This window comes from Marinobacter sp. (assembly GCF_040904845.1).
Classification (GTDB): Bacteria; Pseudomonadota; Gammaproteobacteria; order Pseudomonadales; family Oleiphilaceae; genus Marinobacter.
In genome coordinates this window covers 24,369-37,769 of the sequence record NZ_JBBDSR010000013.1, presented here as the reverse complement: position 1 = coordinate 37,769, position 13,401 = coordinate 24,369, and the positions used below count along the sequence as shown (strand labels likewise).

Here is a 13,401-nt window from a genome sequence, read left to right as displayed (position 1 = left end):
TCATTCCATGGTGGATCGGTCCAGGGCCGCAGCCTGGCGTTTCGGGATGCCAACTGTATATTCACCGAATGGCAATCATCAACTAATGGTCAATACCCTTCGCTGAAAATCCCGCTAAAATATAGGAAACCATTCTGTAACAGGGACAACGGTACCATGCAGCCAGAGCAGCCAGAGCAGTACCCCGACCACTTCGATAAAGAAGACCTCATCCGATGTGGCCACGGTGAGTTATTCCCCGGTGCGATGAGACTCCCCATCGATGAAATGCTGATGGTGGACCGCATCACTCACGTCGGGGCGGATGATGGCCTTTATGGCAAGGGCAGCCTGGTGGCGGAACTGGACATCAACCCGGAGCTGTGGTTTTTCAAGGTTCATTTCGAGGGCGATCCGGTGATGCCCGGCTGTCTGGGCCTTGATGCCATGTGGCAGTTGGTGGGGTTCTACCTGGCCTGGTCCGGCGGGGAAGGTAAAGGCCGGGCACTGGGTGCCGGAGAAGTGAAATTTTCCGGCCAGGTGCTGCCGACCGCCAAAAAGGTTCGCTATTATCTGGACATCAAGCGCCTGATCAAGCGTAAACTGACCATGGCCATCGCCGATGGCCGCATGGAAGTGGATGGCAAGGAAATCTATACCGCCAAAGACCTTCGGGTCGGCCTGTTCACTTCCACCGATGATTTTTAGGAGCTAACAAGATGCGTCGCGTTGTCGTTACCGGCATGGGGATTGTCTCCAGCCTTGGCACCAACCAGAAAGAAGTTACCCAGTCCCTGAAGGAATCCCGTTCCGGCATTGGGTTCAGCGAGGAGGCCCGTGATAGCGGCCTTCGCAGCCACATCTGTGGTCAGATAAACCTGAACCTCCCGGAGCTGATTGATCGCAAACTGTGGCGCTTCATGTGCCCCGCATCCGGCTACACCTACCTGGCCATGCGCGAAGCCATTGAACAGTCAGGCCTGACCGACCAGCAAATCAAGGCGGACACCACCGGCCTCATCTTTGGCCAGGGCGGCGCGTCGACCGTGGAACTGATGGATTCCATCGACACCCACCGCAACCGTGGCCTGCGCCGTGTTGGCCCTTACCGGGTGCCACGCACCATGGGAAGCGCCATTAACGCCTGCCTCGCAACCGGCTTTGGTATTCGCGGCGTTAACTACGGCATCACCTCTGCCTGCGCTACCAGCGCCCACGCCATCGGCCATGCGGCGGACCTGATTGCCCTGGGTCGCCAGGACGTCATGTTTGCCGGCGGTGGTGAGGATATTCACTGGTCCCTGAGCCTGATGTTTGATGCGATGGGGGCACTGTCAACCAAGTACAACGACACGCCAGAACTCGCTTCACGCACCTACGATGCGGACCGGGACGGTTTTGTGATCTCTGGTGGCGGCGGGGTTCTCGTGCTGGAGGCCTTGGAACACGCCGAAGCGCGGGGTGCCAACATTCTGGCTGAGATTGTCGGCTTTGGGGCCACCTCGGACGGCGCGGATATGGTCGCACCGAGTGGCGAAGGCGCGGTGCGCTGCATGAAGCAGGCGATGAAAGGCCTGGACGGTGACATCAGCTACATTAACACCCACGGCACTAGCACGCCCGCCGGGGATGTGACCGAGCTGAAAGCACTGAAGGAAACCTTTGGCGACAAAATTCCGCCGCTGAGTTCCACCAAGCCCCTGTGCGGCCATGCACTCGGTGCAGCGGGCGTGCATGAGGCGATATACAGCCTGATCATGCAACGCGAAAAGTTCATCGCCCCCTCCGCCAACATCACCAATCTGGATGAAGGCGCGGAAGGCTATCCGATTGTGCGCGAGCGCAAGGACGACCAAACGCTGGACTTGGTGATGAGCAACAGCTTTGGCTTTGGTGGCACCAACGCCACGCTGATTTTCAGGAAAGTCTGATCAGGCGATATTCAGCCGGGGAAGTGCCCATCCAGCGCTTGAATGCCCGGCTGAATGCGCTCAGCTCAGAGAAGCCAAGCTGCTCGGCGATTTCCACCAGCGGCTTGGTTCGATCCTGCAAATAGGTCAGCGCCTGTTTGCGGCGAACGTCCTCAAGCAGGCGGGCGAACGTCAGCCCCTCGGTTTTGAGTTTTTTATGCAGCGTGTAACGGCTCATGTGTAGCTGTGAAGACACCGCTTCAACACCCACCTTACCCCGGGCAAGCTGCGCAGTGATCAGCAAACTCACCCGCGAACTCAGCGCCGCACGTGTTGTGGCTGGCCTTAGAGGCTGCAATGCCATGGGTTCTACCTCCTGATCTGAGCAAACGCCACAGAGCGTACACGTGTTAGCCGAAAATAATCAATACGACTTTGGGGATTGTTTAAGCTATCGCCTTCATACCCGCTGCCTTGGTGACCCACCCCATGATTACGGTATAATCCCGACACATGCAATTTAATACCTGACTGTTTTACTCTGGTATTGTATAATCAGCGCAATCACGGTATGAGCAACTACTGCAACACCGAACCAACGACATCCGCCCAGCAGCATTATTACCCATGTTGCTGGCGACACCAAGGGCCCCCGGCCCACGATGAGAGAATACGGAGCGACGATCATGGCGACCACCGATACAGAGGTGAACGAGCTGATCAAACGGGAATACGAACACGGTTTCGTGACAGACATCGAATCCGACACCTTCGAACCCGGCCTGAATGAAGACGTTATCGCCCGCCTTTCCGCGATCAAGGAAGAGCCGGAGTGGATGCTGGCATGGCGCCTGAAAGCCTACCGTCGCTGGCTTGAAATGGAGGAGCCAGACTGGGCTCACGTGGGTTACCCCAAGGTTGATTACAACTCGATCTCCTATTATTCCGCGCCCAAGCGCAAAGAAGATATGCCCCAGAGCCTGGACGAAGTCGACCCGGAGCTGCTGAGAACCTACGAGAAACTGGGCATTCCCCTGCACGAGCGTGAAAAGCTGGCAGGCGTGGCCGTCGACGCCGTGTTTGATTCCGTTTCCGTGGCGACCACCTTCAAAGAGCCGCTGGCCAAGGCCGGTGTGATTTTCTGCTCGATATCGGAAGCCGTTCGCGATTACCCGGAACTGGTGCAGAAATATCTGGGCACCGTGGTGCCCCATGGCGACAACTTCTTTGCTGCGCTGAATTCCGCCGTCTTCTCCGACGGAACATTCGTGTACGTTCCCAAGGGTGTGCGCTGCCCCATGGAACTGTCCACCTACTTCCGCATCAACGCGGCCAACACCGGGCAGTTCGAACGCACGCTGATCATTGCCGAAGACAGCAGCTACGTCAGCTACCTGGAAGGCTGCACCGCCCCCATGCGCGATGAAAACCAGCTGCACGCAGCGGTGGTTGAGCTGGTGGCGCTGGACGATGCGCAGATTAAGTACTCCACGGTGCAGAACTGGTACCCGGGTGATGAAAACGGCAAGGGCGGCATCTTCAACTTCGTCACCAAGCGCGGTGCCTGCATCGGCAGGAATTCCAAGATCTCCTGGACTCAGGTGGAAACCGGGTCAGCGGTGACCTGGAAATACCCCAGCTGCGTGCTGCGCGGGGACAACAGCGTGGGCGAATTTTATTCCGTGGCGCTGACCAACAACTACCAGCAGGCCGACACCGGCACCAAAATGGTCCATCTGGGCAAGAACACCTCCAGCACCATCATCTCCAAGGGCATTTCGGCCGGGAGGAGTTCCAACGCCTACCGTGGCCTGGTGAAGTTCGGTCCGGGTGCGGAAGGCGCGCGTAACTTTACCCAGTGCGACTCACTGCTGATCGGCGACCGCTGCGGTGCCCATACGTTCCCGTACATCGAAAGCAAGAACAAGTCCGCCATTGTCGAGCACGAGGCCACAACCTCCAAGGTCAGCGACGAGCAGATGTTCCTCTGCCGCCAGCGTGGCATCGACCCGGAGCAGGCGGTGTCCATGATTGTGAACGGCTTCTGCAAAGAGGTGTTCAAAGAGCTGCCAATGGAATTTGCGGTTGAAGCCGGCAAGCTGCTGGAAGTGAGCCTGGAAGGCTCCGTCGGTTAACAGTCACCGAGCTCTGGCAGACCAACGAATTCATACAGTTTCGAAAAGAGAGAATCCGACAAATGCTCAGCATCAAAAACCTGCATGCCTCCGTCAATGGAGAGGAAATCCTCAAAGGCATCAACCTGGAGATCAAGGCCGGGGAAGTTCACGCCATCATGGGTCCGAACGGCTCTGGTAAGAGCACCCTGTCTCAGGTGCTGGCAGGCAACGAGACATTTGAGGTGACCGAAGGCGACGTTACCCTGAACGGCGAAAACCTGCTGGAGCTGGAAACCGAGGAGCGTGCCCGCGAAGGTATCTTCCTGGCGTTTCAGTACCCGGTGGAAATCCCCGGCGTCAGCAACCTGCAGTTCCTGCGCACAGCCGTGAACGCCATGCGCCAGCACAAGGGTGAAGGCGAGATGAACGCCGCCGAGTTCATGAAACTGGCAAAAGAAGTATCCAGACAGGTGGACCTTGACCCCGCATTCCTCAAACGCGGTGTTAACGAAGGCTTTTCCGGCGGTGAGAAGAAGCGTAACGAAATCATGCAGGCCCTGCTGCTGCAGCCGAAGCTGGCGATTCTGGACGAAACCGACTCCGGCCTCGACATCGACGCGCTTCAGGTGGTATCCAACGGCGTCAACGCGCTGCGGGCCGAAGACCGCGCCATCCTGATGGTGACGCACTACCAGCGCCTGCTGAACCACATTGTGCCGGATTACGTGCACGTGCTGGCCGGCGGCAGGATCGTCAAATCCGGCGGCCGCGAACTGGCCCTGGAGCTGGAAGAACGCGGTTACGGCTGGCTCGGCGTTAAAGACGAAGAAGCAGCCAACTCAGCCAACTGAGGGAGAGCGGAATGAAACAAGCACCCACACTGCCCGCTGCGTTCCTTCATCCGGCCGGGCAATCAATGCCTGAACCGTTGCTGGCACTGCGCAAACAACGAGGCACGGCACTGGTGGACATGCCACTGCCAACCCGAAAAACCGAAAACTGGAAGTACTCCAGCAAATACCTGAAGCTGACTGACGACATGGCCATTTCGCTCCCGGCGGAAGGCAAATCCGGCAGCAGCCTTGCGGTACCCGGCTACCGGGTGGTTTTCCTCAACGGCGTGATGATGCCCGAGGCCAGTGATTACCCGGATCTTGATGGCATCACCATCGAGCGCTTCGGCGACCTGGACGATGACGAAGCCGCCGAACTGGCGGATCGCATGGACAGCACGCTGGGCGACCGTTCCGGCCAGAGCGCGGTGCAAATGGCAAGCCTCAACTCCGCACGTTTCGAAGACGGCCTGTTGATTCGCCTGAAGCCGGAAGCCGTGCTGGACCAGCCTCTGTTCATTGTCCACGAAGTCACCGCGGACGCCAGCGGTTCAGCCTATCCGCGCATCTTCGTAGAAGCCGGTCGGCACAGCCAGATCACGCTGGTGGAAGAGTATATTTCCAGCGGCGGCGAGTCGGTCATGGTCAACACTGTCACCGAATTCACCCTGGCCGACGGGGCCAATGTCACCAGCATCCGTCTCAATATGGAAGGTGATAACGTGCAGCACATCGGTGCCACCGGTGTGCGCCAGCAGCGCAGCTCACGCTTCGAAAGCCATTGTGTGGGCTTTGGCGGTCCGCTGCGCCGGCACGATCTGCAAGTGCGCCTGGAAGGCGAAGGGGCCGAGTGCAAGCTCAACGGCGTGGTGGTCACCCAGGGCAAGCAGCATTACGACAACCACACCACCATCGAGCACGTGGCCGCCCACTGCAACAGCGAGGAAACCTATCGCAATATCGCAGCGGACCAGTCCCACGCCGTGTTCAATGGTCGCATCCATATTCATCAGGATGCCCAGAAGTCCAACGCGAACATGAACAACAAAAACCTGCTGCTGTCCAATGGCGCAGAGATCGACACCAAGCCTGAGCTGGAAATCTACGCCGATGACGTCAAGTGTGCCCACGGTGCCACCATTGGCCAGCTCGACAAAACGTCGTTGTTCTATCTGGTATCCCGCGGCATTGGCCGGCGGGAAGCGAACGTGCTGCTGACCATGGCCTTTATCAACGAACTGGTGCAGCAGATTCCGGTCGAGCAGGTGCGGGAAACCGCCCAAACCCGGCTGAACCAGTTCTTCGATCAGACCTTCGAGGGGGCATAACCGGTTATGAGCGACCTGTCCGTAGCAAGAACAGCGCACCAGTCCGCGTTTGACGTAGACGCCATTCGCCGGGATTTTCCGATCCTGTCGCAGCAGATGAACGGCAAGCCGCTGGTGTATCTTGATAACGGGGCCTCCGCGCAGAAGCCGGTGGCCGTGCTGGACGCTATGGATCGCTATTACCGGGAAATGCACTCCAACGTACACCGCGGCGCCCACACTCTGGGCGACCGCGCGACAGCCGCGTTTGAGGGTGCCCGGGAAACCGTTCGCGATTTCCTGAACGCCGAGAGCACCCGTGAGATCATCTGGACCCGCGGCACCACCGAAGCCATCAACCTGGTGGCTAACGGACTGGCACCGCGCCTGAAAGCGGGCGATGAAATCCTGGTCAGCACCATGGAGCACCACGCCAATATCGTGCCCTGGCAGATGATTGCCGAGCGCACCGGGGCGAAAGTGGTGCCGATCCAGGTCACGCCAGACGGCGAGCTGGACCTGGACTCCTTTAACAGCCTGCTCAACGACCGCACACGAGTTCTCGCCATCACCCACGTATCGAACGTACTCGGCACAGTGAACCCGGTGGCACCGCTGGTTGAACAGGCCAAGGCTCGCGGCGTGTTGACGCTGCTCGATGGGGCTCAGGCGGTACCGCATTTTCAGCCGGACGTGCAGGCCCTGGGCTGCGATTTTTACGTGTTCTCATCCCACAAACTGTTCGGGCCCACGGGCATCGGCGTACTCTACGGCAAGACACAGCTGCTGGAAGAAATGCCACCCTATCAGGGCGGCGGCGAGATGATCGAACGGGTATCGTTCGAGCGCACTACCTGGAACACCCTGCCCTACAAGTTTGAAGCGGGCACCCCGGCGATTGCCGAGGCCGTTGGTTTGGGTGCGGCTATAGACTACCTTGGCAGTCTGGACCGGCCAGCCATGGAAGCGGCGGAAAAAGCCTTGCTGGAGCGCGCCAACCAGTTGGTGGCAACGGTTCCCGGCATGGAAGTCATCGGTACCGCAAAGCACAAGGTGCCGGTGATGTCCTTTAAAATTGCTGGCCTGCACCCCAGTGATATAGGCACGCTGCTGGATCAGCAGGGCATCGCCATTCGCACGGGTCACCACTGCGCCATGCCGCTGATGGATTTCTACGGAGTTCCCGGTACTGCCCGGGCCTCCTTTGCATTTTATAATACGCTGGACGAGGTGGACCAACTGTTCACCGCACTGCAGAAAGTCCAGCGCCTGTTTGCCTGATGGAGGTGGAATTATGACAGCCGAAGTCTACACACCAACCGTAGCCGTCACTATGACGCCCACTGCGGTAAAGCACGTACGCAAACAACTGGATAAAAAGCCGGAAGCCAGGGGTATACGGCTGGCCATCAGAAAAAGTGGCTGCTCCGGCTTCAAGTACGAAACCCAGTGGGTGGAGGAAACCGCCACCGACGACCGGGTATTTCATATTGATGGCGTTGACGTGTTCGTGAAAGAGGAACACCTGCCGCTGGTGAACGGTATCGAAATCGATTTCGTCACCGAGGGCGTGAACTCTGTGTTCCACTTCCGCAACCCGAACGCCACCGCCGAATGCGGCTGTGGCGAAAGCTTTACCGTAGCGTAGGTCGGATTAGCGCAGTGTAATCCGACACCACAGATTAAGAAAAGCGAGGCCAGAACAGGCATGCAAGAACGGGAAGTGGTCCTGACCAAACGCGAGGTGGAAGCGCGCCTTGTTCCTACCGGAACCGAAATCATGATTCCGTCGGACACTTTTGTGACCATCACCCAATCGCTGGGCGGCACCTTTACCGTGGCGGTCAACGGCAACCTGGCTCGCATTGAAGGCCATGACGCCGACGCCCTTGGCAAGCAGCCACTGCAGAGCAGCTTTGACACGCCAGAAGACGGCACCGTCAATGAAAATCAGGTGTGGGAAGCCATGCGCAACTGCTACGACCCGGAAATTCCGGTCAACGTGGTGGACCTGGGCCTGATCTACGAGTGCAAGATTGAGAACGGTGGCGACGAAGGCAACCACATCTACGTCAAAATGACGCTGACCGCCGCCGGTTGCGGCATGGGGCCGGTGATCACCGAAGACGTCAGACACAAGCTCGAGTACGTACCCAATGTCGACAAAGTGACGGTGGACCTGACCTTCGATCCGCCCTGGAGCAACGACATGCTCACCGACGAAGCCAAACTTGAACTGGGGATGCTGTAATGACAGCCAGCGAACAGACCTTTATCGACAACCCGCTGGGAAAAGACACCACCCTGGAAGACGTCCTGGACGGCTTCGAGTTTCTGGACGACTGGGAAGATCGCTACGCCTTCATTATTGATCTTGGCAAGCAACTGCCGTCCTTTCCGGAGGAAGCCAGAATCGAAGAAAACTACGTGCACGGCTGCCAGAGCCAGGTGTGGCTGATTCATCATTACGATGACGACAGCGGCAAGCTGTTCCTGCTGATCGATTCAGACGCCATGATCGTGCGCGGCCTGGCCGCTATCATTCTGGTGGCCCTGAACGGCAAGGCACCCCGCGACCTCCTGGCCACCGACATCGACGAACTGTTCGAAAAACTGGACCTGTTCCGCCACATCTCCCCGACCCGGGGCAATGGCCTGCGCGCCATGGTCGGCAAGATCCGCGACACCGCCGCCCGGGTCGCGACCGCCTGATCACCAGATGATCGCCACGTCGTCCCGCTGAATATTGATCTCGCCGCCAGACAGCGGCATCTCGCCATTACTGAAATCCGGGTGCACATTATTCAGCGTCATCCGGGTCTGGCTATCCGACAATTCGGGTGTTCTGCCCAGTGAATCAAAGAACTGTTCCGTTCGGTACAGGTTCAGCTCATCCCCCGGGCGAAGTCCCGCAGTGGCCCCGGAGGCCAGTGTTACCCGGTTGCCGTCCACCCGGGTGACGCGGGTGATAAACGGCTGGCAGGCCAGCGCTTCTTCAACGGCCGCACTCATGTCCGCCATGACCTTCCCCACCGCCTGACCGTACCCGGTTTCCTGGAAACCGGCAGAATCAAAACCGGCGGATGCACCGGGGCCGGCGTCCCACTGGGCTTCGGTGGCAAACCGTTGCTGATAGACCGGCGCACCGCTGAACCCGTCGAACACCATCATATCGGCTACGAAACGCCGGTTCTGGTTGGCCAGGCCAAGGCCCCGCTGCATCCGGTCCAGCACTGAGGTGCCCCAGGCCGAGGGATCGGACACGCCCAGATCGCGAATCACGCCTGTTACCAGGAACTGCACGTCCATCTCCCGGGCCACCTGAATGACATTGGTCAGGCTATTATCAAATTTCTGTTGGGTCGGCGCATTGAGCAGATCGTGAAACAGGCGGGAGCTCGTGGCACCGTATACCTGAAGATTGTCGGTTTCACGAAGGCGTGCCTGCAACTGCTGCGGCAAGATCTCGCCGGCATCACCGATGCGCCCTACCCGTGTCTGATCCGGATACAGCAGCGGGAAACCAGTCACCGCCACCCGCTTTTTCAGATCAGTTGCGCCACCCGCACCGCACTGGCTGCCCTGTGACATATCAGCGCGGACAGTCACCCTCAGCAAATCGCCACGGCGGTACTCGTCCACGATTCGTGCATCCCGCGCACGGGCCGAAGAAGCGACCTGAAGGCGGGATTCGGTGACCACGCCATTTTCCATGGTATCGCGGCTGCTGATCTGCGCCTCGTATTGCAGAGACACATCCCGAAGCGCTGCCTTGCGCGCTTTTTCCCGCGCCGCATCAACGTTGCCATTGTGAATGGTAGCGTGTCCCACGCCTTCAAGAACGGCCGCCTGAGTGGCGGGCGTAACCAGCAGGATCACTACGAACAGGATACGGGCAATGGTCATACGGAATCGGTCACTCAGTCAGTCCGGGTCATCAGTCCAGGTAGTACAGGGAGTCGACTTTTCGGCTCTCAACATCGCCTACACTGTCGTTGTCCCGGGGCATGGGAATCGGGCACAGATCCTGAACCTGCGTGTCGGAGACCCTGGACACACAATCGCGGAACCGGGGCTCCAACTTCAACTCCATTACGGTTTCGACCACACCGTCACTGTGCTCGTTGACCGCCACCATTTTGGCGCCACGAATGTAGCTGTCGACGTAGGTACGGAACATATCGTTGCGAAGCACGAAGTCATTCACTGTCGAGCTGCCATAGATCACCGTGCCATACACCCGTTCCGCCAGATTGCGGTAGGCATCCAGCTGAGACGCACGGCGGGCCAGCAGGCGTTTTTGGGTGTTGAGACGGCCCTTGGAAGCGTCCTCATAGGTGCCGAAACCGCTGACCCGCACCGTAATCGGCTCCAGGTTTCGGTCAGGCCCTTCGTTTTTCTGGTGGATGCCCATCGGCGCGCAACCGGCCATTGTCAAAGCCAGCAGGGGTACGATTATCCAGCGCAGGGTCATGTTCATTCTCCGAAAATTCTCATGTGACAGTTTCCATGAAAAAATCACGCCATGTTTCGTAACCCATTGATTAGCTGTCACTGAGCCCAACCTGCGGCAAGGAGCCCGGACCCGAAGCGGCAAAAAACCACCGGCGTTTACATCAGTAAAACAAACCGTTACCGCTTTACCAATGTGAAAAAACAGGAACCAATCTAACCTGACCCACGTGTGATGTCTGGCGTTCAAATTACCGAGAAACAACAGGAAAACAAATGACCAATAACCACCTGAACAAGCTTTCCATCGTCATCGGACTGTCCGTTGCAACCACGACAGCCATGGCCAGTCCACAGCAGCCTATGTCCTCACGCTCCTTCGCCATGGCCGGCACCGGTGTTGCCATTGCTCATCCGGCTGCAGCCGGTATGTCGAACCCCGCCATGCTGGCAGCCGACAACCATAACTGGTCGGATGATTTTGGCTTGATTCTGCCTTCCGCCAACGCCCGCTTTGCGGACGAAGAAAAGACGGTTGATCAGATCGACGACATTCAGGATACGATTGACGATGTACAAACCGCCATCAACTCCCTGGATCAGGAGGAGGCGCAGCAATCTGCCGGAGAGCTGCGCCGGCAACTCAACGATTTCGACCGGGACGTTACCCGCGTAGACGCCGGCCTGGGGCTGGCAGTGGCGGTCCCGACCGAGACTGCTTCCGTTGCATTCTTCTCTAATGCCAACCTCAGAGCCACCGCCCGGGGCGAGTTTGACGAGAGCGACGAACAAAGACTGCAAGCCATTGAAAACGGCGCACTGGACCCGAACTTTTCCGATGAACTGCAGTCACGGGGCAGCATCCTCGCGTCTGGCGTTATTGAAGTCGGCGTGTCACTGGCCAGGTCACTGGAGCTGGAAAACGGCGATTCACTGCAAATTGGCTTCTCGCCCAAATACGTCCAGCTTCGCACGTTCCAGTACACAGAGACCGTGTCCGGGTTTGAGGATGATGACTTCGACAGCGACGATTCAGAAACAAAGAAAAGCGGCCTGAATTTCGACCTTGGCGCAGCCTATAGCTTTGGCGAAGACAAAGCGTGGACAGCAGGGGCCGTGGTCCGGAACGTGATTCCTATGGACCTCGAGTCGGCCGCCAACCACCCCGAGCTGGGCGAGGAAAAACGGAAACTCAAACTCCACCCCTTGGTCACCGCCGGCATAGCCCACAAGGGCGACTTCCATGTTCTGACCGCCGAACTGGACCTCACGGAAAAAGAAGCCTTTGGCTACGAGGACGACACCCAATGGCTGGCCCTTGGCGCGGAATTCGATGCTTTCCGTTACGCCCAGTTACGGGCGGGCATCCGCCATAACCTGTCAAGCAACGACAACAACGACGGTGTTGAGGAACGTACCCAGCTTACCGCCGGCATCGGCCTGTCCGTGTTTGGTGCCCGCCTGGATATTGGCGCGCTATTCAGCGATGCAGAAGTCGGCGCGGCCATTGAGCTGGGTGCGGCCTTCTAACCACCCAGTTCTCTGAGGAACCCGTTGTATCACCCTGTAAAAGCCCGGTTCGGAAGAACCGGGCTTTTTATTGCAGAGTGGTTTGCCTCCGCCACGCCCAGCGCCGATAATCCACCGGACATTTCCGGCATTGGAGCATTCCCGGGCACATGGAAATCTATCTGGTAGGCGGCGCAGTACGTGACGAACTTCTCGGCCTGGAGGTCAAAGACCGGGACTGGGTGGTCGTGGGCGCAACGCCGGACGACATGCTCAAACGCGGTTTCAAACAGGTAGGCGCTGACTTTCCCGTATTCCTGCACCCCGACACCCGCGAGGAGTACGCCCTCGCCCGTACCGAGCGCAAAGCAGGCCGGGGCTATCACGGCTTTACCGTGTACAGCGCACCGGACGTCACTCTCGAAGACGATCTGCGCCGCCGGGATCTGACCATCAACGCCATGGCTCGCTCCGAATCCGGCGATCTGGCCGATCCGTTTAACGGTCAGGCCGATCTCCAGTCCCGCCAGTTACGCCACGTGTCCGATGCCTTCGCCGAAGACCCTCTGCGCATCCTCCGCACCGCCCGCTTCGCAGCCCGTCTGGCCCCAATGGGGTTTGCAGTCGCGAGCGATACCATGGCACTGATGCAAAACATGGTGGCAGACGATGAAGTCAGCCACCTTGTCGCCGAACGGGTCTGGCAGGAAATCCAGCGGGCGCTCCATGAAAATGAACCCGGCACGTTCTTTACCGTGCTTCATCAATGCCACGCCCTCGCGGTGCTGATTCCCGAGTTCGCTCAGGGTGAGATATTCGAGCAAGCGCTGGCCGCGTTTCGTTGTGCTTGCGCAAGCAGCAACGACACCGACACCCGATTCGCCGCCCTGCTGTCACCGTTACCCGAAACTCAGGCAAAGGCCCGTGCCAAGGCCTTAAAGGCACCCAATGACTGCCAGGATCTGGCGAAACTTGCCAGCCGCCTGAGAGATCATCTGGAACAGCCCGACAATCAGGCCCTGACCGAACAGCAGGTTCTGGCGATACTCGACGACACCGACGCCGGGCGACGCCCGGAACGGTTCCAGAGGCTACTGCAAGCGCTGGCCTGCGCGTTGTCGGCGGAGTTCGACAACGCCCTGACATTGCTCGGGAACGCGCAACAGGCCGCCACTGGCGTGGATGCCAAGGCCCTGCTGGCGCAAGGATTCAAGGGCAAGGCCCTGGGCGAAGCAATCCGGCAGGAACGCCTGCAACGTATAGCCACACTGATTCATCGGCAACAGGCCTGAAC

Annotated in this window: 14 protein-coding genes; 11 read left to right on the top strand and 3 right to left on the bottom strand. The window is 58.7% G+C overall.

Annotated elements, in window-relative coordinates; genetic code table 11:
• Nucleotides 1–156: 156 nt before the first annotated feature.
• Entirely contained in the window at nt 157–687 is a 531-nt protein-coding gene (gene fabA, locus WD429_RS01510) for a bifunctional 3-hydroxydecanoyl-ACP dehydratase/trans-2-decenoyl-ACP isomerase (RefSeq protein ID WP_368420405.1), read from the top strand.
• 11 nt (nt 688–698) lie between these two features.
• Nucleotides 699–1,910 carry a beta-ketoacyl-ACP synthase I gene (fabB, locus tag WD429_RS01505; protein WP_368420404.1) on the top strand — a complete coding sequence of 404 codons (1,212 nt, stop codon included), beginning with the start codon at nt 699–701 and terminating at the stop codon, nt 1,908–1,910.
• Here the strand turns inward: fabB and WD429_RS01500 are convergent.
• Nucleotides 1,897–2,253, bottom strand: a complete 357-nt coding sequence (locus WD429_RS01500) for a helix-turn-helix transcriptional regulator (protein WP_368420403.1) — start codon at nt 2,251–2,253, stop codon at nt 1,897–1,899. The two genes, fabB and WD429_RS01500, sit on opposite strands and share 14 nt — an antisense overlap.
• A 322-nt stretch (nt 2,254–2,575) precedes the next feature.
• On the opposite strand from WD429_RS01500, the gene sufB reads away from it, so the two are divergent.
• The 7 genes from sufB (at nt 2,576) to WD429_RS01465 (ending at nt 8,858) form a co-directional block, all read left to right on the top strand.
• Nucleotides 2,576–4,024, top strand: coding sequence for a Fe-S cluster assembly protein SufB (gene sufB, locus WD429_RS01495; protein ID WP_368420402.1), 1,449 nt, complete (start codon nt 2,576–2,578; stop codon nt 4,022–4,024).
• Nucleotides 4,025–4,086: 62 nt separating this feature from the next.
• Nucleotides 4,087–4,857 (top strand): Fe-S cluster assembly ATPase SufC, encoded by a 771-nt coding sequence (gene sufC, locus WD429_RS01490; RefSeq protein ID WP_368420401.1) that lies wholly within the window; start codon nt 4,087–4,089, stop codon nt 4,855–4,857.
• 11 nt (nt 4,858–4,868) lie between these two features.
• Nucleotides 4,869–6,167 carry a Fe-S cluster assembly protein SufD gene (gene sufD / locus WD429_RS01485; protein ID WP_368420400.1) on the top strand — a complete coding sequence of 433 codons (1,299 nt, stop codon included), beginning with the start codon at nt 4,869–4,871 and terminating at the stop codon, nt 6,165–6,167.
• Between the two features lie 6 nt (nt 6,168–6,173).
• Nucleotides 6,174–7,427 carry an aminotransferase class V-fold PLP-dependent enzyme gene (locus WD429_RS01480; RefSeq protein WP_368420399.1) on the top strand — a complete coding sequence of 418 codons (1,254 nt, stop codon included), beginning with the start codon at nt 6,174–6,176 and terminating at the stop codon, nt 7,425–7,427.
• Between the two features lie 13 nt (nt 7,428–7,440).
• Complete coding sequence (locus WD429_RS01475) at nt 7,441–7,794, top strand: HesB/IscA family protein (protein WP_368420398.1); 354 nt, start codon at nt 7,441–7,443, stop codon at nt 7,792–7,794.
• A 60-nt stretch (nt 7,795–7,854) separates the two neighbouring features.
• Nucleotides 7,855–8,397: a putative Fe-S cluster assembly protein SufT gene (gene sufT / locus WD429_RS01470; RefSeq protein ID WP_368420397.1), complete on the top strand. Its 543-nt coding sequence runs from the start codon at nt 7,855–7,857 to the stop codon at nt 8,395–8,397.
• Nucleotides 8,397–8,858: a SufE family protein gene (locus WD429_RS01465; protein WP_368420396.1), complete on the top strand. Its 462-nt coding sequence runs from the start codon at nt 8,397–8,399 to the stop codon at nt 8,856–8,858. Before sufT ends, WD429_RS01465 begins: the two co-directional genes overlap by 1 nt.
• Here the strand turns inward: WD429_RS01465 and WD429_RS01460 are convergent, their stop codons facing one another.
• Both WD429_RS01460 and WD429_RS01455 read right to left on the bottom strand, forming a co-directional pair.
• Nucleotides 8,859–10,052 (bottom strand): flagellar assembly protein T N-terminal domain-containing protein, encoded by a 1,194-nt coding sequence (locus WD429_RS01460; RefSeq protein ID WP_368420395.1) that lies wholly within the window; start codon nt 10,050–10,052, stop codon nt 8,859–8,861.
• Between the two features lie 31 nt (nt 10,053–10,083).
• Nucleotides 10,084–10,620, bottom strand: coding sequence for an LPP20 family lipoprotein (locus WD429_RS01455; protein ID WP_368420394.1), 537 nt, complete (start codon nt 10,618–10,620; stop codon nt 10,084–10,086).
• Nucleotides 10,621–10,874: 254 nt separating this feature from the next.
• Here WD429_RS01455 and traF point away from each other — a divergent pair, with 254 nt between their 5' ends.
• Nucleotides 10,875–12,128: a conjugal transfer protein TraF gene (traF, locus tag WD429_RS01450; protein ID WP_368420393.1), complete on the top strand. Its 1,254-nt coding sequence runs from the start codon at nt 10,875–10,877 to the stop codon at nt 12,126–12,128.
• A gap of 149 nt (nt 12,129–12,277) precedes the next feature.
• Nucleotides 12,278–13,399, top strand: coding sequence for a multifunctional CCA tRNA nucleotidyl transferase/2'3'-cyclic phosphodiesterase/2'nucleotidase/phosphatase (locus WD429_RS01445; protein ID WP_368420392.1), 1,122 nt, complete (start codon nt 12,278–12,280; stop codon nt 13,397–13,399).
• Nucleotides 13,400–13,401 lie beyond the last annotated feature (2 nt).

What these genes read in the sequence shown, in the direction of transcription:
- fabA (WP_368420405.1), top strand. Translation starts at nt 157, where the DNA reads ATGCAGCCAGAGCAGCCAGAGCAGTACCCCGACCACTTCGATAAAGAA.
- fabB (WP_368420404.1), top strand. Translation starts at nt 699, where the DNA reads ATGCGTCGCGTTGTCGTTACCGGCATGGGGATTGTCTCCAGCCTTGGC.
- WD429_RS01500 (WP_368420403.1), bottom strand. Translation starts at nt 2,253, where the DNA reads ATGGCATTGCAGCCTCTAAGGCCAGCCACAACACGTGCGGCGCTGAGT.
- sufB (WP_368420402.1), top strand. Translation starts at nt 2,576, where the DNA reads ATGGCGACCACCGATACAGAGGTGAACGAGCTGATCAAACGGGAATAC.
- sufC (WP_368420401.1), top strand. Translation starts at nt 4,087, where the DNA reads ATGCTCAGCATCAAAAACCTGCATGCCTCCGTCAATGGAGAGGAAATC.
- sufD (WP_368420400.1), top strand. Translation starts at nt 4,869, where the DNA reads ATGAAACAAGCACCCACACTGCCCGCTGCGTTCCTTCATCCGGCCGGG.
- WD429_RS01480 (WP_368420399.1), top strand. Translation starts at nt 6,174, where the DNA reads ATGAGCGACCTGTCCGTAGCAAGAACAGCGCACCAGTCCGCGTTTGAC.
- WD429_RS01475 (WP_368420398.1), top strand. Translation starts at nt 7,441, where the DNA reads ATGACAGCCGAAGTCTACACACCAACCGTAGCCGTCACTATGACGCCC.
- sufT (WP_368420397.1), top strand. Translation starts at nt 7,855, where the DNA reads ATGCAAGAACGGGAAGTGGTCCTGACCAAACGCGAGGTGGAAGCGCGC.
- WD429_RS01465 (WP_368420396.1), top strand. Translation starts at nt 8,397, where the DNA reads ATGACAGCCAGCGAACAGACCTTTATCGACAACCCGCTGGGAAAAGAC.
- WD429_RS01460 (WP_368420395.1), bottom strand. Translation starts at nt 10,052, where the DNA reads ATGACCATTGCCCGTATCCTGTTCGTAGTGATCCTGCTGGTTACGCCC.
- WD429_RS01455 (WP_368420394.1), bottom strand. Translation starts at nt 10,620, where the DNA reads ATGACCCTGCGCTGGATAATCGTACCCCTGCTGGCTTTGACAATGGCC.
- traF (WP_368420393.1), top strand. Translation starts at nt 10,875, where the DNA reads ATGACCAATAACCACCTGAACAAGCTTTCCATCGTCATCGGACTGTCC.
- WD429_RS01445 (WP_368420392.1), top strand. Translation starts at nt 12,278, where the DNA reads ATGGAAATCTATCTGGTAGGCGGCGCAGTACGTGACGAACTTCTCGGC.